This window comes from Aliivibrio sp. 1S128 (genome assembly GCF_001691065.1).
In the GTDB taxonomy this organism is placed as follows: Bacteria; Pseudomonadota; Gammaproteobacteria; order Enterobacterales; family Vibrionaceae; genus Aliivibrio.
The window spans coordinates 15,446-34,523 of the sequence record NZ_MAJV01000111.1 but is presented as its reverse complement, the minus strand read 5'-3'; the positions used below and the strand labels follow the sequence as shown (position 1 = coordinate 34,523).

Sequence of the window (19,078 nt, the reverse complement as noted above, 5' to 3'; positions counted from 1 at the left end):
TATAAAATAAATGGTCCGAATGACGCTTCATTCGAACCATTATTAGCAGATCTTTTGAAACTAAGTCAACTACTTAATTAATTTAAAATTAAGCTGGTTGTTGATTCATTAGTTCGTTAAAGCCTACTGCTTTCTCAGAAACTTGTGCTTTAGCAAGAATTGCTTCAACTGCTTGTTCTTCTAGAGCAACATTACGCATGTTGTTCATCATTTGCTCATTACCTTCGTAGTAAGCAACAACTTCAGTTGGATCTTCATAAGCAGAAGCCATTTCATTGATAAGTGCTTTTACTTTCTCATCATCAGCTTTTAGCTCTTCAGTCTTGATTACTTCACCAAGAAGAAGACCAACAACTACGCGACGTTTAGCTTGCTCTTCAAACAATTCACGTGGAAGTTCAGGAGCAGAATCAGCGTTGCCACCAAAACGTTGAACAGCTTGTTGACGTAAAACTTGAACTTCTTGATCGATAAGAGCAGAAGGTACGTCGATGTCATTTTGCTCAACTAAACCGTTGATCGCTTGTTCTTTGATCTTGTTTTTAACAGCTTGAGCTAGTTCACGCTCCATGTTCTTACGAACTTCAGCTTTAAGACCTTCAACGCCACCTTGAGCACCAAACTTAGTTACGAACTCGTCGTTCATTTCTGGAAGTTCACGAGCTTCAACTTTAACTACTGTGATAGCAAATTGTGCTGCTTTACCTTTTAGGTTTTCAGCGTGGTAATCTTCAGGGAAGTTAACATCGATAGTTAATTCGTCACCCGCTTTCTTACCTTTGATTCCATCTTCAAAACCAGGAATCATGCGACCTTGGCCCATTTCTAGAGGGAAGTTATCTGCTTTTCCGCCTTCAAATAGCTCACCGTCGATAGAACCAACAAAGTTGATTGTAGCGCGAGTACCATCTTCAGCAGCAACATCAGCGTCAGTCCAAGTAGACTGTTGCTTACGTAGTGTTTCTAGCATTTCAGCTACGTCTTCGTCTTTAACTTCAACTTGTGGCTTTTCAACAACAACTTTGTCTAGACCTTGAAGTGTAACTTCTGGGTAGATTTCAAATGTTGCAGTGAATACTAAATCTTGGCCTTCAGCAAATTCTACTGGAGCAAATGTTGGTGCGCCTGCTGGGTTGATTTTGTCTTTAACGATCGCTTCAATGAAGTGACGTTGCATAACTTCACCCATTTTGTCGTGACGAACTGCGCTGCCGTACATTTTAGCAACCATCTTCATTGGTACTTTTCCTTTACGGAAGCCATCGAAGCGACGATTTTTAGCGATATTAAGAAGCTCTTTGTTTACTTCTGCTTCAATGTTTGCAGCAGGAACAGTAATAGTTAGAACGCGCTCTAGGCCTTCTTTAGTTTCAACAGTAACTTGCATGTTTATATAAACCTCAAAATCGACTCAGGTTATCTGAGTTTGCGACAAAAAATACGTGTCGCATCCTTGTGTTACAGTCCTAATAAGATAGAAACAGTAACCCCTATGATTCGTGGTACCAATTGGGTACCTTCTTTTATCTACTTATTTAAAAAATAAGCAGATCGCGCATTTCATTGAATAAAACACGACATTTAGCCAAGTGGCAAAATAAGACGCGATATTGTAGCGACCTGACTCATCTATGTCGAGGTTCACTACACACGTTGATAATCTTTAATAAGAAATTGGGCAATGAGTTGTACTTTTCAACCCTTATAAATACTTTTTTTCTAAAAAACACACCTAATTAATGCGAAATCTTTTGGTTCACAATATCTGCCATCATATCAATGTGTAATTCATCATCATTCAGGCATGGAATAAAGGTGTATTTTTGACCACCAAATTCCATAAATATCTCTTTACACTCTTCTGATAGCTCTTCTAAAGTTTCTAAACAATCTGAAGAAAATGCAGGACTAATAATATCGAGAGATTTAATGCCCTTTGGAGCCAGCTCTTTTAAGGTCTCTGACGTATAAGGCTGCAACCAAGCTTCTCGCCCAAAGCGAGATTGATAACTCATACCTATCTGTTCAGGTGTTAAATCTAATTCTTGAGCAAGTAACTCTGTAGTTCGCTCGCAGTGTGCAGCATAGATATCTCCATTATCAACAAAACGTTGAGGGATCCCATGATATGAACATAATACAAAATCACCTTTTCCCTTCTTTTCCCATGAACGACGGATGGATTCTGCAAGTGCTTTTATATAAAGAGGATGATCGTGATAATTATGAACTAAAGTGAAGTTTGGCAATACTGGTGTGGTTTTATATTGCTTAGCAATTTGGTCAAAGACCGCTGCTGTCGTCGTTCTAGAATATTGCGGATATAAAGGTAAAATAATAATCTCTTCACACCCTTGCTGCTCTAATGACTCAATACCTGATTTAATTCTTGGTTCACCATACGTCATGCTTAATTCAACTGGCATTGAAAGACGTTCTTTTAAAGCTCGAACTTGGCGTTGTGAATAAACCATCAGGGGAGAGCCTTCATCCATCCAAACACTTTGGTATAACTTTGCTACTTTAGGCGCTCGAATAGGAAGGATCACACCATGAAGCAAAGGGCACCAAATAAAACGAGTCATATCGACAACACGTTTATCATGCAAAAATTCTGACAAGAACGTTTTTACTGCCGATGCCGTTGGCGCTGTGGGTGTTCCAAGGTTAACTAATAGCACCCCTGCTTTTTTATTATTCACTGTCATTATCCATTATGTTTGATAAAAAAAGGCGACCAATAAGGTCGCCTTCAATATAACAATAAATTGTTCGTTAGGTAAGATTACGAAAGTGCTTTTTCGATCTCTGCGCTAACTTCAGCAACTAACTTAGTACCATCAAATTTCAGGTACTGAGTTTTACCTGCTTCTGCTTCTTTTGTGTAATAAGCAATAAGCGGTGCTGTTTGCTCATGGTAAACACCTAAACGAGCAAGAACAGTTTCTGGTTTGTCATCTTCACGAATTACAAGAGGCTCGCCAGTTACATCATCTTGACCTTCAACTTTAGAAGGATTAAACGTAACGTGGTATGTGCGACCAGAAGGAAGATGAGCACGACGACCAGACATACGCTCAACGATTACTTCATCAGCAACGTCAAATTCAAGAACGTAATCAATTGATACACCATTCTCTTTCAAGCCATCAGCTTGAGGAATTGTACGAGGGAAACCATCTAATAGGAAACCTTTAGCGCAATCTTCTTGAGCAATACGCTCTTTAACAAGACCAAGGATGATCTCATCAGATACAAGTTGACCAGCATCAATTACAGATTTAGCTTGTTTGCCCATTTCAGTGCCTGCTTTAATCGCAGCACGTAACATGTCACCTGTAGATATTTGTGGAATACCAAATTTATCCATGATGAACTGAGCTTGAGTACCTTTACCCGCACCAGGTGCACCTAAAAGGATGATACGCATTGTTTTCCCCTTAAAATTTAATCTTGGAATTTATACCAAACCTTACAAATAGAATGACTTTCCTATTTATAAATTTAGGTATAAGTTTTATTTCTAAAAATAAGCCGTGAAGATACACGTAACTGTTAACGCTATCAAGTTTGAGATGAAAATAGCGAAATCTAACCGTTCTAGAATGTAACGGATCCCAATAAAAAACAATGAGACCTTAGTGTACGATTGCCACCCAAGATCTCATTCATTTTATTTTTACAGCTGTGACTCAATTACTTTGATAATAACTGATTCATCGCATTTAAGAATTGTGATGGATCATCTAAAGAGCCACGCTCTGCTAACATTGCTTGACCAAGTAACATTTCAACCCAACGGCCAAACGCTTCTTCATCCGCTTCATCAGCCATTTGCTTGATAAGCGCATGCTCTGGGTTAATTTCAAAAATGTATTTCACTTCCGGAGCCGCTTGACCTGCTGCTTCTAAAAGTTTCGCCATTTGTGTACCCATTTCAAAGTCATCAGTAACGACAACGGCTGGTGTTGTTGCTAATTTAAACGTAGTACGAACTTCTTTAACTCGATCGCCTAAGTAAGATTTAGTGCGTTCAACAACAGATTTAAACTCTTCTACCGTCTCTTTTTGTTTCTCTTTTTCTGCATCATCTTCAAACTTACTTAAGTCTAAACCTGCTTTTGTAATTGATTGGAATTGCTTGCCATCAAATTCTGTTAAGTAGCTCATTAGCCACTCATCAATACGGTCGAACATTAGAACGACTTCAATGCCTTTTGCCTTAAATTGCTCTAGGTGTGGGCTGTTCTTCGCCGCGGCATAGCTATCAGCCGTTAGATAGAAGATCTTATCTTGCTCTTCTTTCATACGCTCAACATAACTCGCTAAGCTTATTGCTTGCTCTGAACTGTCTTTTTCTGTTGTAGCAAAACGCAGAAGACCCGCAATTTTATCTTTATTAGCAAAATCTTCAGCCAAGCCTTCTTTTAATACTTGGCCAAACTCTTTCCAGAAAGTTAGGTATTTTTCATCGTCTTTCTTCGCCGTTTTCTCAAGCATACCTAGTACACGTTTAGTGCATGCACCACGTAATGATTGAGTCACTTTATTATCTTGAAGAATTTCACGAGATACGTTTAATGGTAGATCATTTGAGTCAATCAAACCCTTAACAAAACGTAAGTAACTCGGCATAAATTGCTCAGCATCATCCATAATAAAGACACGTTGAACATAGAGCTTCAAACCACTTTTATGATCACGATTCATCATATCAAATGGGGCTTTTGTTGGAATATATAAAAGGCTTGTGTAATCGTTCTTACCTTCTACTTTATTATGACTCCACGTTAGTGGATCAGCAAAATCATGCGATACATGCTTATAAAACTCTTGGTATTCCGCGTCTTCAATCTCTGACTTATTACGAGTCCAAAGTGCTTGAGCTTTATTAATTTGCTCCCACTTACCTTCCTTATCTTTTCCTTCTTCGTCTTTTTCAACACTCCAAAGAGAAACAGGAATACCGATATGATCAGAGTATTTGCCAATCACTTCTTTTAGACGCCACTCACTTAAAAACTCTTTACCTTCTTCACGCATATGAAGAATGATATCTGTACCGCGAGTTTCTTTAGTCACATCTTCTATTGTGTAATCACCTTCACCTTCAGAATGCCATTGAACCGCTTCGTCTTTCGCAGCGCCTGCTTCACGAGTACGTACCGTTACCGCATCAGCAACGATGAACGCAGAATAAAAACCAACACCAAATTGACCAATGAGTTGAGAGTCTTTACTTTGGTCGTCTGATAATTTAGAAAAGAAATCCGCAGTGCCAGATTTTGCTATCGTACCTAAATGTTCAATAACACTGTCACGACTCATACCAATGCCGTTATCTGAAATCGTTAACGTGTTCGCTTCTTCATTAAAAGACAGCTTTACGCCAAGATCTGCATTACCTTCATATAAGTCACCATTTGATAGCGCCTTAAAACGTAATTTATCTGATGCGTCTGAAGCATTTGATATTAATTCACGTAAAAATATCTCTTTATTTGAATATAAAGAATGAATCATTAGGTGAAGTAGTTGCTTTACTTCTGATTGGAAGCCGCGTGTTTCTTTATTATTAATTGTTTGCTCGCTCATCAATAAACTCCGAATTAGTATAATATTTTTAACTTATTAATTAAAATGAGGTCTTAAAATGGCAATTCAAGGTAAAGCTATGTAAAAAATCCTGTTTTTTTGCTTTTTTTATACTATAAAATGCGTTATTAGAAATTTTGACATAGAATAGACATTCTAAAATGATACTTGGATATCATAAATAAGAATCACTACAACTGAGTTAACAACCAATGAATATAGAAAATAACAAAATCATTATTGGCAACCGGTTTCTATTCGATCCAAACGATAACAGTCTCATTGATACATTAGATGATGACGAAATCATTCGTTTAGGTGGTAATGAAAGCCGAGTTTTAAGCCTACTTATTCAAGAGCCAGGGAAGGTTGTTAGTCGTCATGAATTGCATGAATATGTATGGCGAGATCAAGGATTTGAAGTCGATGATTCTAGTTTAACACAGGCTATTTCGACACTACGAAAAATGCTACAAGATCCAACAAAACTCCCTGTTTATGTTAAAACAGTGCCTAAGCGTGGATACCAATTCATTTCAACAGCCGTTGCTCAGGAATCTGCTTTTGAAGAAGATATGACAGTAAATCTAGTTGAAGAATTAGAAACTACGGCATTAAATAACCACGAAGATATTACCCCAGATGCAGCTAGTGATACTCTTAACATAGAAAAAGCATCGAAAGGTACTCTCAAAGAAAATAACAGTATAAATAAACCTAAAGCACACCTATCTCTGCTAGGGACAATCATTCTTATTATTGCTTTTATTTTACCTGTTATTGCTTATTTCAATCACACACCAAAATCGGACGCGTTTACTCAAGTCGCAATTTACGATGAGACCCCGGTATTAGTTCCTATTAATCACCCAAATATTGATCAATGGCAACCTCTGATTGAACAATGCACCATTTTTTATAATTCAAAGCATACTGACTCATTAAAACCAATTGAGATTATTGCAACCAGTGGGCAAGCAAATCAAATTACATTGAATTATATTCACAATGAAATACACAGCGACCAAAGCATTAGCGTTCGTTTACTGATAAATCAAAAAGAGGTCGATAAAGTATGTGGTTAAATAACGAACAATTACCTCTATTGAAACGTTTTTTACCGATCATTCTTCTTCTAATTTCAATGATTGGTAGCGGTTGGTTTTATTGGGAAAGTGACAGTAAAGTAGAACAACTACTGACATCTAAAGAATGGCAAAGCATGAGCACCGTTCGTATCGACAGCAATGTTGATTACGAAGATATGGGGCCATTAAAACGAGCTGACATTAAATCTAATGTGGTTTACTTACCCAATAAAACCTACTCTAAATCGTCAAAATTGACAATTTATAGTGTTTTAGATAACGCTCAGCACCCATTAACCATTAATGTTATGGAAACAGGTAACTGGGAATATAGCGGTGATTACCTTCTTATTGACCCTATCGAATTTAAAGATGTGACATCAAGTGACAATAAAGAATTCACTGGATCACAGAAGAAATTAATAATGAGAGTATTCCAAATGGATGCTCAACAAAGCAAACGTGTAGATGTTATTAATGATAAAACATTATTACTGACTAGCCTAAATTACGGGTCAGGGATTCTATTTTCTCATTAAACCAGTGATAAATAACGTTATAAAAAAATCCGAGATAATTATCGTCTCGGATTTTTTATGCATGATTTATCACTCGGTAATTATAAATCAATTGAGTTCAGTATATTTCCTTCAAAGTCTAGAACGGATAAATGAGTCTCATCAAGTAAACCATAGCTTGCTCTATCGCCTTCATTTCGAGGGAACGTAGTTGAACCCGGGTTAAAAATAATTTGCTCTCCTTGCCACTCAGCTACTGAAACATGTGTATGCCCATGAACAATAACATCTCCCCTTTTTAATAAAGGTCGTTTTTCAGCATTATAAATATGCCCGTGCGTTAAAAAAAGCTTTTGCCCTGTAGGTAACAGCACGATATTGTAATCAGACATAATAGGAAACGATAACAGCATTTGATCAACTTCACTGTCACAATTACCTCTTACTGCAATGATAGACTCTGCGTATTGATTTAATAACTCAGCGACCGCAATCGGGTTATGCCCTTCTGGTAATGGATTTCTAGGACCAAAATTAATTAAATCACCAAGCAGAATTAAATGATCCGCTTTAGAGTCTAAAAACGTATCTATAACACGTTGAGTTGCAGGCAATGAGCCATGCAGATCTGAGGCAAAAAATAACTTCACGAAGAACCCTTAAACTTATAAAAAGATATTTCAAGCATCAAGTATAAAGGAAAAACAGCATCAAAGTTGCCAATCAATGAAGTCAATTTATACTTAGTTAATCAGATATGATTAATATCTTGCAGGAGACGAGATGAAAATACTTATTACAGGTAGTACTGGATTAATCGGAAAACACCTATTAGATCACCTTAAAGGGCATAATCTAATTCTTTTAACCCGTAACCCAAAAAAAGCAGAATCAAGCTTAAATCACCTTGCTTTACCTCATGTTGATTTTATCCCCGACCTCGCCTCTTTTACCGACTTTAATGATATAGATATAATTATTAATTTGGCAGGTGAACCTATTGCTGACAAAAAATGGACTACAAAACAAAAAAAAATCATCACAGATAGTCGCTGTGTACTTACTGAGAAACTCGTTCAACTTTGCTTAAAATCAACGAGCCCACCACGCTGTTTTATTTCAGGTTCTGCTGTGGGCTATTATGGTGATAATGGTGCTCAAAACATTGATGAAACCACAGAAATATTATCATCGGACTTTGCTCACCAAATTTGTCAACAATGGGAAAATAAAGCATTACAAGCAGAGAGTGAGCAAACTCGCGTCTGTATTTTACGAACAGGTGTTGTTCTTTCTCCTTTAGGAGGCGCCCTAAAAAAAATGTATCTACCTTACCAGTGCGGTTTAGGTGGGCCTGTAGGTGATGGCAAACAATATATGTCTTGGATCCATATTGATGACATGGTGCTCGCTATATTGCACCTAATGGAACACGAGGAGAGTAAAGGCATTTATAATTTAGTTGCTCCTCACCCTGTTACTAATGCAATTTTTAGCCAAACCTTAGCAAAAACACTCAAACGACCTCATTTCTTATTTACTCCCAAAATAGTAATCAAAGCCATACTAGGAGAGGGAGCCGTTTTACTAACAGATAGCCAAAGAATTCGCCCGAAACGCTTAGTCCATGAGGGTTTTAAGTTTCGTTACTCTCGAATTGAATCAGCACTAAAACAGCTGCTAAGTTAACCCACTCTGTTGCAATGATGTTATTTTAGATCCATTATAAAATAACATCCATAAACAGAGTCTTAGTCACATTATGCAACGTTCAATTTTTATTACAGGCTGCTCTACTGGCATTGGTTATACTGCAGCCCATCAATTACAACAACACGGCTTTCAAGTCATCGCATCGTGCCGACAAATAAAAGATGTTGAACGCTTACAAAAAGAAGGGTTAACTTGTTTACATCTGGATTATGCTGATCCAAAAAGTATCTCTGCCGCAGTTCAGCAACTCCTTCTCTTAACTGATGGGAAATTATACGGATTGTTCAATAACGGAGCATATGGGCAAGCCGGAGCATTAGAAGACCTACCTAGGGAGGCCTTAAAAGAGCAGTTTGAATCAAATTTCTTTGGATGGCATCAATTAATCACAGAAATTCTTCCAATAATGAGAAAGCAAGGTGAAGGTCGCATTATTCAAAACAGCTCTGTTTTAGGTATCGTTGCGATGAAATACCGTGGCGCTTATAACGCGTCAAAATTTGCAATCGAAGGCTGGACAGATACCTTACGCTTGGAGTTATCCGATACAGATATAAAAATAAGTTTAATTGAACCAGGTCCAATCGAAACGAATTTTCGATACAATGCATTGAAATCATTCAAAAAATGGGTAAGTATTGATAATAGTCCACATAAAGAAAAGTATTTAGCTCAACAGAAAAGATTAGAAAATAAAACCTCTGGAAGCGCCTTTGTTTTACCGCCTGAATCTATCATTCCTCCATTATTACATGCTCTCAATTCATCAAGACCAAAAGCTCGCTATCGAGTCACCTTTCCAACTCACCTCTTTGCTATTCTAAAACGGTTATTACCAACAAAGTACCTAGATAAGATCTTAAATAAGAGCGATTAACTTATCTTTATCCTGTTGATTGAGTGTAATAATTAAGAAATATGAGAAAAGACTAAAAATGTAATATTAGTGTCATATTGAATAAGTATATTTATTCACATCTGGTAGAAAGTGTTTTTTAGGAGATAATATGACACTAGGAAAAATCAACTGGATCTGTGTGAGTGTTGCTGTTGCGGTATTCATACTGATCTAACGGTTGTTTTCGCTTACGATAGTAAAGCCATTATGTTATGCATAGTGGCTTTCTTCGTCTCTGGCTCCTTGAAAATCAATGCAATACCCCATATAACTGTATATATACAGAGACAATACTGATTTTAGGAAAAGACCATGCAGCCAGAACATAGCGTTGAACTGAACGAACAAAACTTCCAACAAGTACTCGAAGGCTCAATGCAAACCCCAGTACTAATTCACTTCTGGGCACCAATGAGTCAAGAAAGCCTTGCTGTTATCCCAACATTACAACAGTTAGCGCAGCAATACGGCGATGCCGTTACTCTTGCACTACTTAACTGTGAAGAACAACAAGGTCTTGCTCAACAGTTTGGTGTTCAAACATTGCCTACAATTGCGTTATTTAAAAATGGTCAAGCGGTTGATGGAATGGGTGGACCTCAAACTATAGAGGCTATTCAAACCATGCTAAATAAGCATTTACCTAGCCAAGAAGAACTTCAATTAGGTCAAGCATTTAAATTAGTTGAAGAAGGTGAGTTTCAAGCTGCGCTTCCTACCCTGCTTGCCTTACTTGAACACTTTGGTGGTAATGGCCAAATTAAACTTCATATTGCTCAATGCTATATTGAAACTCAAGCTTACGATCAAGCAGAAGCAATGTTGTCTGAAATTTTAATGCAAGATCAAGACAGTAAATACAAAGAATTAATAGCAAAACTAGAGCTTCATAAACAAGCAGGAAATACGCCTGAAATCCAAGCATTAGAAGATAAATATAATGCAGATAAAAGCAACAATGGGTTGGCTTTAGAACTTGCTATTCAATATAGCCAAGTAAATCGCCAAGAAGAAGCTCTCGAAATCTTAATGGTTATTCTATTAAAAAATCTAAATGCTCAAGATGGACAAGTAAAGAAAACAATGATGGATATTCTTTCTGCTCTTGGCCAAGGAAATCCTATTGCGGGTAAATACCGTCGCCAGTTGTATTCTCTACTTTACTAAAAAATAAAAATTAGGATTAACCCTGTTGTTACTTTTTATCGTGACAACAGGTTAGCCCTTTAATAATAGGACAGTCATTACTTTCATCTCCAGGACAGGCACTCGCTAGTTCTAGTAATGTTTGCTTCATCCCTTCTAATTCTTGGATCTTGGCTTCTATCTCAGTGACTTTCTCTAGCGTTTTCTTTTTTACATCCGCACTACGGCGATTTGGATTATTTGATAAACTTAATAGTTCTTGGCACTCTTCTAAACTAAACCCGACTAACCTTGAACGTCGGATCAACTGTAACTCTTCTACTTGAGCTGTTGTGTACTGACGGTATCCATTCGCACCTCGATTTGCCTCTCTGATCACACCTTTACTTTCATAAAAGCGAATCGCTTTCGATGTTAATCCGGTTAAATTCGCCACTTCGCTAATATTCATTTTAATTTACTCATTTAACTGCTTGACCTTCCATTTACTGTAAGGTTTATTCTTAGCAATATCAAGAATAGTTAATGAGGTTATTATGAGTCAGGAATTCACCCTTCCTTTATCAGGATTAAATTGCGGCCGCTGTGTCGCTAAAGTAGAACAAGCACTTTCTACCCACACTGGTATCTCTCAATATTCTGTTACCAAAACAGAATTGACTCTTACCACTAGCCTTTCTAAAACAGATATTATCGAGATAATTTCTCAGCTTGGTTATTCTGTACCTCAAGAAAAAGTAATAACGCTTTATTTAGCAGGATTAAATTGCGGTAAGTGCGTAAAGAAAACCACAGAGACATTAAAAGCACTGTCTCACTCCACGGTTCTTTCAATTTCAAAAACAGAGCTTAGTTTCAGTACAACACACACGATAAAAAGTGTAATCACACTCATTGAATCTATTGGATTTCAAGCCTCTTCCGTTCCGTTTATTCTTGAAGACACATCATCCGAATTAAGTAATAAAGAAGTGATTAAAACCACTGAAAAACGAGAACCAAATACAAAAAGAACCACTCAGCTAATTTTATCCGGAATGACTTGCGCCAGTTGTGTTGCTTCTGTTGAGAAAATCATTTCAGACACTAATAACGTTCAATCTGTTCGCGTGAACCTAGCCGAACGTACCGCTTTAGTTACTGGTGATATAAATGAAATAGATGTAATCCAAGCAATAGAAAAAGGCGGTTATGGTGCAGAAATTAGTCTAAGTGAAGAGCAGCGCCGGGAAAGACAAAAAGAACTATATCTAAAAACGACCGCTGCACATAAGAAAAACACCATTGTCTCATTAACGATTGGGGCACCACTAATGTTATGGGGCGTGTTTGGTGGCAATATGCAAATCAACACGATAAGCGATCAACTTGCTTGGGGTTTGGTTGGATTAATTTGTTTAGGCTTGTTACTCACTGCTGGTAGACATTTTTTTGTTAATGCATGGAAAGCTTTCACCCACCACAGAGCAACAATGGATACGCTTGTGGCTCTAGGAACAGGATCCGCTTGGCTTTATTCCATGGCTCTGGTTATTTCACCTGACTTCTTCCCCGAACAAGCACGCCATGTTTATTTTGAAGCAACAGCAATGATCTTAGGTTTAATCACGCTTGGTAATTTGATTGAAACCAAAGCACGAAATAGAACGTCTAGTGCCATTGAAAAACTATTAAACCTTCAACCACAAACCGCAATGATTATTCTGGATGGTAAAGAAGTTGAGTTACCAATATCTCAAGTGCTTCAGGGAATGATCATCAAAATTAAACCCGGTGAAAAAATTCCGGTTGATGGTGTATTAATTAGCGGTGAAAGCTATCTTGATGAAGCTATGCTAACTGGAGAGCCTCTCCCTAGCTTAAAAACAATGAATGATACTGTCCATGCAGGAACGATTAATCAACAAGGTAGCTTTACTTTTAAAGCAACCAACGTTGGTGAGCACACCATGCTAGCTCGAATTATTACCATGGTACGAAATGCACAGAGCAGTAAGCCCAACATTGCAAAATTGGCCGATAAAATATCATCGGTATTTGTGCCAAGCGTTATGATTATTGCTATTTTCTCAGCGCTCATTTGGTATAACTTTGGCCCAGAACCTACATCAAGTTATATGTTGGTTGTTGCCACTACGGTACTTATCATTGCGTGCCCTTGTGCTTTGGGGCTTGCTACTCCAATGTCAGTTACCGTAGGGATTGGTAAAGCGGCTGAATTTGGCGCTTTAATAAAAGATGCTGATGTGCTTCAAACTGCAAGCACTATAGATACTGTCGTTGTTGATAAAACAGGGACGCTGACGGAAGGAAAACCAACGGTCAGTAAGATCTCGACCTTTAATAACTATACTGAACAACAGGTAATTACGTTGGCCGCCGCCGTTGAGAGTCATTCAGAACACCCACTTGCCCAGGCTGTAATGGCTTATTTTAAACAGCATTCATGGGAAGCGATAGCTGGCCTTAATTTTACGGCTCAGCTAGGCCTTGGCGCTTCGGCAAAAGTAGATAGTGATACCGTATTTATTGGTAATATGGCTTATTTATTAAAAAATGACATTGCTGTACCCCACGTCGTTCTCTCACCTTCATCAACACCTTTGTTTGTTGCGGTAAACAAGCAAGGTATTGGTGTTATTGAAGTCAGTGATACCATCCGTGTAGATTCAGCACTCGCAATTAAGCAATTTACTCAATTAGGCATTACTGTCGTAATGCTAACCGGTGATCGCAAAGAAACCGCAGAACATGTCGCCAAGCAATTAGGCATTACTCAAGTTGTTTCCGGTGTATTACCTGATGGTAAAGCACAAGTAATAAAAGATCTTCAATCACAAGGTCATAAAGTCGCCATGATTGGGGATGGTATTAATGATGCACCAGCACTCGCGCAAGCTGAGGTAGGTATTGCGATGGGTAATGGCAGCGATGTGGCGATTGAAAGTGCGCATCTCACATTAATGAATCACTCATTGCAAACCGCAGTAAGTGCCATTGAACTTTCTAAAGCTACGATGAAAAATATGAAACAGAACCTATTTGGTGCCTTTGTTTATAACACCATTGGGATACCTATTGCCGCAGGCATCTTATTCCCGCTTACAGGCATGTTATTAAGCCCTGTTGTTGCAGGGGCAGCAATGGCACTGTCTTCAATTACCGTAGTCACTAATGCCAATCGATTAAGACTTTTCAACCCACGTTCTCAACAAGATTCATACGAAAAAACAAAAGGAGCATCACATGATTAATTTATTCGGTTTCGCTCTAATCATTGCCATAATCTACTGGTTTTGGCTATCACCCCATTCAAAATAACCTTTGGATATACCCACTATGAAAAACCTTAAATTTGCTTTTATTTCGTTTGTTTTATTAAGTACTTCAGCATTTGCCTCAACTGAAGTAGTGGTTTACAAATCACCTTACTGCGGTTGTTGTACTGAGTGGGTAGAACATATGGAAGAAAATGGTTTCACCGTAAAAATTGAAGACCATGAAAACATGAATCCAATTAAAGAAAGACTAGGAGTCGATCCTAGTCTTGCTTCTTGCCATACTGCCGTTATCAATGATTATGTATTTGAAGGCCATATCCCTGCCGATGATATTAAACAGTTTTTAGCTGAACCTCGTGATTTTAAAGGTTTAGCCGTTCCAGGAATGCCTATGGGCTCACCAGGCATGGAGTATGGTGATAAGAAAGATAGATACCAAGTAGTGGCATTTAAAGAGAATGGCAAATTAGCATTATTTAATACGCATAACTAGGGTCTAGGGTCTTTGACGCATAATAGGTATTGATCGCTATCAATACCTATTTATTACATAAAATAAGTAACTAATATTAGTACGATATTACAAACGCAAAAAAGCCGCATCATTTCTGATGCGGCTTTCTTAAAAGTGGTCGGTGAAGAGGGATTCGAACCCCCGACCCTCTGGTCCCAAACCAGATGCGCTACCAAGCTGCGCTATTCACCGAGCTGTTAAACAAAGACCTTGTCCGTGTCAACGAGGGCTATAATACTGTCTGTGAGTTTTTTGACAAGCATTATTTTGTTTTTTCTTTCTGTTCGCTTACAAAAACAACAAACTGTTGAATTCATAAACAAAAGCCTCTGAAACTATAATGAATCAGAGGCTTATTCTTCTTTTAAAAATTACTTATAAGTAATCTCACCACGAGGGGCAAATTCATTTATATCAATTGGGCTATTTGTTTCTAAGAATTCTTTAAGTACTTCAGCATCAACAAAACCCGTATTTACATAACCTGGGTGATCCGATATTTTCGGGTAACCATCACCACCAGCGGCATTGTAACTTGGTACCGTAAAGCGGTATGTTTTATCTAAACGTAATTGCTTACCACCGATAAATACATTAGACACTTTACCGTTTTCTACTGTCATTTTAATACCTGCGAACTGTGCATAAGCGCCAGAATCTGCTGGTTTTGTTCCAACTACATTTAGGTAATCTAATACTTCCTTACCCGTCATATCAGTGTAAGTCACGATATTACCAAATGGCTGCACTGTTAGAACATCTTTATACGTTACATCACCACCTTCAATAGAATCACGAACACCACCAGAATTCATCACAGCAAAGTCAGCTTTCGCACGCTCCATATGAGACTGAGCAATTAAACGACCTAAGTTAGTCTGTTCAAAACGTACTATATTACGATCGCCTTCTAATTTGCCGTTAGTCGATGCAATTTTCACATTCAACTGACCTTGACCTTTTTCTTGGTAAGGCGTTAAGAATGCAAGTAATTCACTGTCTTGCTTGATTTCATCTTGAATGAAAACACGCTGGCTTTTCCCGTCGACTTTAATCTTTTTCTTCAAGTTAACAGGGATTAGGTTATAGCTTACCATTTCTAATTCACCATTACGGAATTCAAAATCAGCTTTACCTACATACTTACCCCACTCGTGTGCTTGAACAATCCAAGTACCGTTTTGTTGATCTGGTTGACACTCATCGCCCGGCTTGAAGTTTTTCTTAGCGACATTTGGGCCTTCCATACACACAGGCTCTTGTGAGTGACCACCCACAATCATATCTAGTTCACCTAACTCAAGTGAACGCGCTAATGCCACATCACCAGGAGCATTGATACCACGTTGACCATTCTCATAGTGACCCATATGCGTTACTGCAAAGATAAGATCTGGCTTTTCATTTACTTCTAATTCTGCAATTACTTTTTTCGCTTCTTCTTTTGGATCGCGGAACTCTAATTCAGCAATATATTCAGGGTTACCAATCTTTGCGGTATCTTCAGTTGTAAAACCAATAACTGCGATTTTGATACCTTGTTTTTCAAAGATTTCATAAGCTTGATATTTACGCTCACCAGTTTCTTTGTCATAAATGTTTGCAGACAACATTGGGAACTCTGCCCAGTTGATTTGCTTTTGAAGAATATCTAATGGGTTATCAAACTCATGATTACCTAATGCAATCGCATCATAACCAATTTTATTCATGCCTTTAAAATCAGGTTCAGCATCTTGAAGATCAGATTCTGGGACACCAGTATTAATATCACCACCAGAAAGTAAAAGTACACTGCCACCTTCGGCTTGAACTTCTGCACGTAATTCATCAATCAGCGTTTTACGAGCAGCCATGCCATATTCACCGTATTTATTTTGCCAAAAACGACCATGGTTATCGTTTGTATGTAATACCGTTAGCTTATACGTAGTATCTTCTTGCCACGCGTGCTCAGTTGTCGTTGCACAACCCGCAAGTGTCGTTAGTAATGCCGCTGCTATCGCTGTTTTTAGAGAAAGACGTTCCATCATGTTTCACCATTAATTCAAAGAAAATAATCTAGACCGATTCAAACTGTAATGCAGTGAACAAGTCAATAACCAGACCAAGTTTAAAAGAATTATTGTGCACTCTCACATTGATCTCATAAATATGTCTATTAGATCACTAAAAATGATTGATAAATAGGTAAAAAAAAGTAAACCACCATTAATTGAATATTTAGTAAACAAAGCAAGTGCTAGCCTACTCAATGACTTATTGAAAATAATAAAAACCATTAATATGAAAAATAAAAATAAAAATAAAACAGTTAAGTTTTGTCAGATATTTCCGATAACAAAACCAGTACTTACAAAGTACTCAATATAAAAACGAGTGTAATTGCAACATTTAACCCACGGATTTAGGTAAAACTATGAAACTAAAACATAAGCTAATAGGCGCGAGTGTACTCGCTGTTGTTGTTACCGCTTCAGCCCTAACTTGGCTGGCTTCTAATCAACTTTTTGAACAAACTCGCAACGGTGTTTATTCGCGCGCAGAGAGTGTTACTTCGGCAGCCACTACCGGGATATCAAATTGGATATCGATTAAAGCTGAAATCGCTCACGCTACCAATGATTACACTCAAGAAAGTGACATTGTTTCTTTTTTACAACTTAGCCGTAAAGCCGGTGGATTCGATGATATTTTCTTTGGCACACCTCAAGGGGATATGCACCGCTCTCATCCTGAAAGAAATCGTGCTGATTACGATCCTCGCCAACGTCCTTGGTATCAAGAAGCACAACGCGAAAACCAGCAAATCATTACTTCAGCATATCAAGATGCAATTACCCAATCTCTTCTGGTAACCATTGCTGAACCTGTTTATAAGAATGGTACCTTCTTAGGTGTCATTGGTGCTGATGTGCTTATCGACCAACTGATTGATGATGTTATCAGCTTAGACGCAGGTAAAGACACCATCACAATGCTGATTGATAGCGATGGTACTTTCTTAGCGCACCCAAACAAATCCCTGATCAAGAAAGACGTAAACCGTTATTTCTCAGACATGTCTCCACAAAGCATTCAAGAATCCATCAATTCAAAAACCATTGAATTCGCAGAAATCAACGGCAGTAATAAACTGGTTTATTTTGCAAAAGTACCTAATACAAAATGGACATTTGCCGTTGAGATGACACAAGCAACTGAAGAAGCCGCGCACAGCGCATTGCTTCGTGAAATCATCCTACTAAGCATTGTATTAACAGTAATTGTTGCTATTGGTGTAACCACCTTGGTTAACGTCCTATTTAGAGATCTACTTCGAGTATCTGATGCGCTTGCTGAAATTTCATCAGGTGAAGGTGATTTAACACAACGTCTAGAACCAAACAGTAATGACGAAGTTGGTCAACTAGCAATTAATTTCAATACCTTTGTCGGAAATATGCATTCAATGGTGTGTCGCCTACGCGATATCTCTACAACTTTAGCTAGACAAGCAAACTCAACCGCAGAAAGTGCTGAAGAACGTAATGTTCGCATCCAACATCAGATGGATGAGATTAACATGGTCGCTACAGCGATTAATGAAATGGCTGCAGCAACGCAAGAGATTGCAGGCAATGCTGATAATACGGCTCAAACCGCAGAAGAAACGGTTACGGCATCAAACCATGGTGCAGAGCAGGTAGGCCAAAGCCAACACTCAATTGATAACTTAGCAAAAGAAGTTGAAACAGCGACAGGCGTGATTGAAGAGCTTCATCACAACGCTCAAAATATCAATACGATTCTTTCAACTATCCAAAACATTGCAGAACAAACTAACTTGCTTGCACTGAATGCGGCCATTGAAGCAGCTCGAGCTGGCGAACAAGGTCGTGGTTTTGCTGTGGTAGCTGATGAGGTTCGTATCTTGAGTCAACGTACTCATGCATCGACTCAAGAAATTCAACAAATGATTGAAACGCTACAAGGAACCACTCAAAAAGCCGTTGGGATCATGCAAGACAGTCAAACATTAGCAAATACCAGTGTTGAAGATGCTCAATCTGCCTCAGCAAGTCTATTGCAAATCACAAACTCAGTAACACAAATTAGTGATATGGCAGCACAAATTGCCGCAGCAGCAGAAGAGCAATCATCAGTAACCGAAGAAATTACACGCAATACAGAAGCCGTTCGTGATGTTTCAAATGAACTAACAGAAGAAACGAAACAATCAGTAATTCAAGCCTCTGAACTTTCTGAGCTGTCAAATGAACTAAAACAAGAGATCGAACGATTTAAGTTATAACCCTTAATATTTATACGGTTCCTTATAAAAA

General features: G+C 38.1%; 15 protein-coding genes and 1 tRNA gene. 8 read left to right on the top strand and 8 right to left on the bottom strand.

From position 1 onward, the window contains the following. Positions 1-88: 88 nt before the first annotated feature. The 4 genes from tig to htpG all read right to left on the bottom strand — a co-directional run bounded on the left by tig (position 89) and on the right by htpG (position 5,595). Positions 89-1,387: a trigger factor gene (gene tig, locus A6E03_RS15830; RefSeq protein WP_065601233.1), complete on the bottom strand. Its 1,299-nt coding sequence runs from the start codon at positions 1,385-1,387 to the stop codon at positions 89-91. A 349-nt stretch (positions 1,388-1,736) separates the two neighbouring features. Further along, positions 1,737-2,702: a ferrochelatase gene (hemH, locus tag A6E03_RS15825; RefSeq protein ID WP_065591417.1), complete on the bottom strand. Its 966-nt coding sequence runs from the start codon at positions 2,700-2,702 to the stop codon at positions 1,737-1,739. An 83-nt stretch (positions 2,703-2,785) separates the two neighbouring features. Next, positions 2,786-3,430 (bottom strand): adenylate kinase, encoded by a 645-nt coding sequence (gene adk, locus A6E03_RS15820; protein WP_065591416.1) that lies wholly within the window; start codon positions 3,428-3,430, stop codon positions 2,786-2,788. 266 nt (positions 3,431-3,696) lie between these two features. Further along, complete coding sequence (htpG, locus tag A6E03_RS15815; RefSeq protein WP_065591415.1) at positions 3,697-5,595, bottom strand: molecular chaperone HtpG; 1,899 nt, start codon at positions 5,593-5,595, stop codon at positions 3,697-3,699. Positions 5,596-5,807: 212 nt separating this feature from the next. Between htpG and A6E03_RS15810 the strand changes: the two genes are divergently transcribed. Then, complete coding sequence (locus A6E03_RS15810; protein WP_065601232.1) at positions 5,808-6,680, top strand: transcriptional regulator; 873 nt, start codon at positions 5,808-5,810, stop codon at positions 6,678-6,680. Continuing rightward, positions 6,671-7,222 carry a regulatory protein ToxS gene (locus A6E03_RS15805; RefSeq protein ID WP_065591413.1) on the top strand — a complete coding sequence of 184 codons (552 nt, stop codon included), beginning with the start codon at positions 6,671-6,673 and terminating at the stop codon, positions 7,220-7,222. The genes A6E03_RS15810 and A6E03_RS15805 overlap by 10 nt, the downstream gene beginning before the upstream one ends. An 80-nt stretch (positions 7,223-7,302) precedes the next feature. Here the strand turns inward: A6E03_RS15805 and yfcE are convergent, their stop codons facing one another. Next, positions 7,303-7,851, bottom strand: coding sequence for a phosphodiesterase (yfcE, locus tag A6E03_RS15800; protein ID WP_065591412.1), 549 nt, complete (start codon positions 7,849-7,851; stop codon positions 7,303-7,305). Between the two features lie 133 nt (positions 7,852-7,984). Between yfcE and A6E03_RS15795 the strand changes: the two genes are divergently transcribed. From A6E03_RS15795 to A6E03_RS15785, 3 genes are all read left to right on the top strand, one after another. Further along, positions 7,985-8,890 (top strand): TIGR01777 family oxidoreductase, encoded by a 906-nt coding sequence (locus A6E03_RS15795; RefSeq protein WP_065591411.1) that lies wholly within the window; start codon positions 7,985-7,987, stop codon positions 8,888-8,890. Positions 8,891-8,963: 73 nt separating this feature from the next. After that, positions 8,964-9,791, top strand: a complete 828-nt coding sequence (locus tag A6E03_RS15790; protein ID WP_065591410.1) for an SDR family oxidoreductase — start codon at positions 8,964-8,966, stop codon at positions 9,789-9,791. Positions 9,792-10,124: 333 nt separating this feature from the next. Next, the gene (locus A6E03_RS15785; protein WP_065591409.1) at positions 10,125-10,979 is read left to right on the top strand and encodes a co-chaperone YbbN; all 855 of its coding nucleotides are present in this window, start codon (positions 10,125-10,127) and stop codon (positions 10,977-10,979) included. Positions 10,980-11,007: 28 nt separating this feature from the next. On the opposite strand, the gene cueR is transcribed toward A6E03_RS15785, so the two are convergent. Then, entirely contained in the window at positions 11,008-11,409 is a 402-nt protein-coding gene (gene cueR / locus A6E03_RS15780; protein WP_065591408.1) for a Cu(I)-responsive transcriptional regulator, read from the bottom strand. 85 nt (positions 11,410-11,494) lie between these two features. Between cueR and A6E03_RS15775 the strand changes: the two genes are divergently transcribed. Together A6E03_RS15775 and A6E03_RS15770 are read left to right on the top strand one after the other, a co-directional pair. Next, a complete protein-coding gene (locus A6E03_RS15775) occupies positions 11,495-14,212 on the top strand; it encodes a cation transporter (RefSeq protein WP_065601231.1) in 2,718 nt (905 codons plus the stop codon). Between the two features lie 85 nt (positions 14,213-14,297). Continuing rightward, positions 14,298-14,732, top strand: coding sequence for a DUF411 domain-containing protein (locus tag A6E03_RS15770; RefSeq protein WP_065601230.1), 435 nt, complete (start codon positions 14,298-14,300; stop codon positions 14,730-14,732). A 136-nt stretch (positions 14,733-14,868) separates the two neighbouring features. Here A6E03_RS15770 and A6E03_RS15765 read toward each other — a convergent pair. Beyond that, positions 14,869-14,945, bottom strand: a tRNA-Pro gene (locus A6E03_RS15765). A 179-nt stretch (positions 14,946-15,124) separates the two neighbouring features. Beyond that, positions 15,125-16,786, bottom strand: coding sequence for a bifunctional UDP-sugar hydrolase/5'-nucleotidase UshA (gene ushA / locus A6E03_RS15760; protein ID WP_065591405.1), 1,662 nt, complete (start codon positions 16,784-16,786; stop codon positions 15,125-15,127). Positions 16,787-17,172: 386 nt separating this feature from the next. Here ushA and A6E03_RS15755 point away from each other — a divergent pair, with 386 nt between their 5' ends. Beyond that, complete coding sequence (locus A6E03_RS15755) at positions 17,173-19,047, top strand: methyl-accepting chemotaxis protein (RefSeq protein ID WP_065591404.1); 1,875 nt, start codon at positions 17,173-17,175, stop codon at positions 19,045-19,047. Positions 19,048-19,078 lie beyond the last annotated feature (31 nt).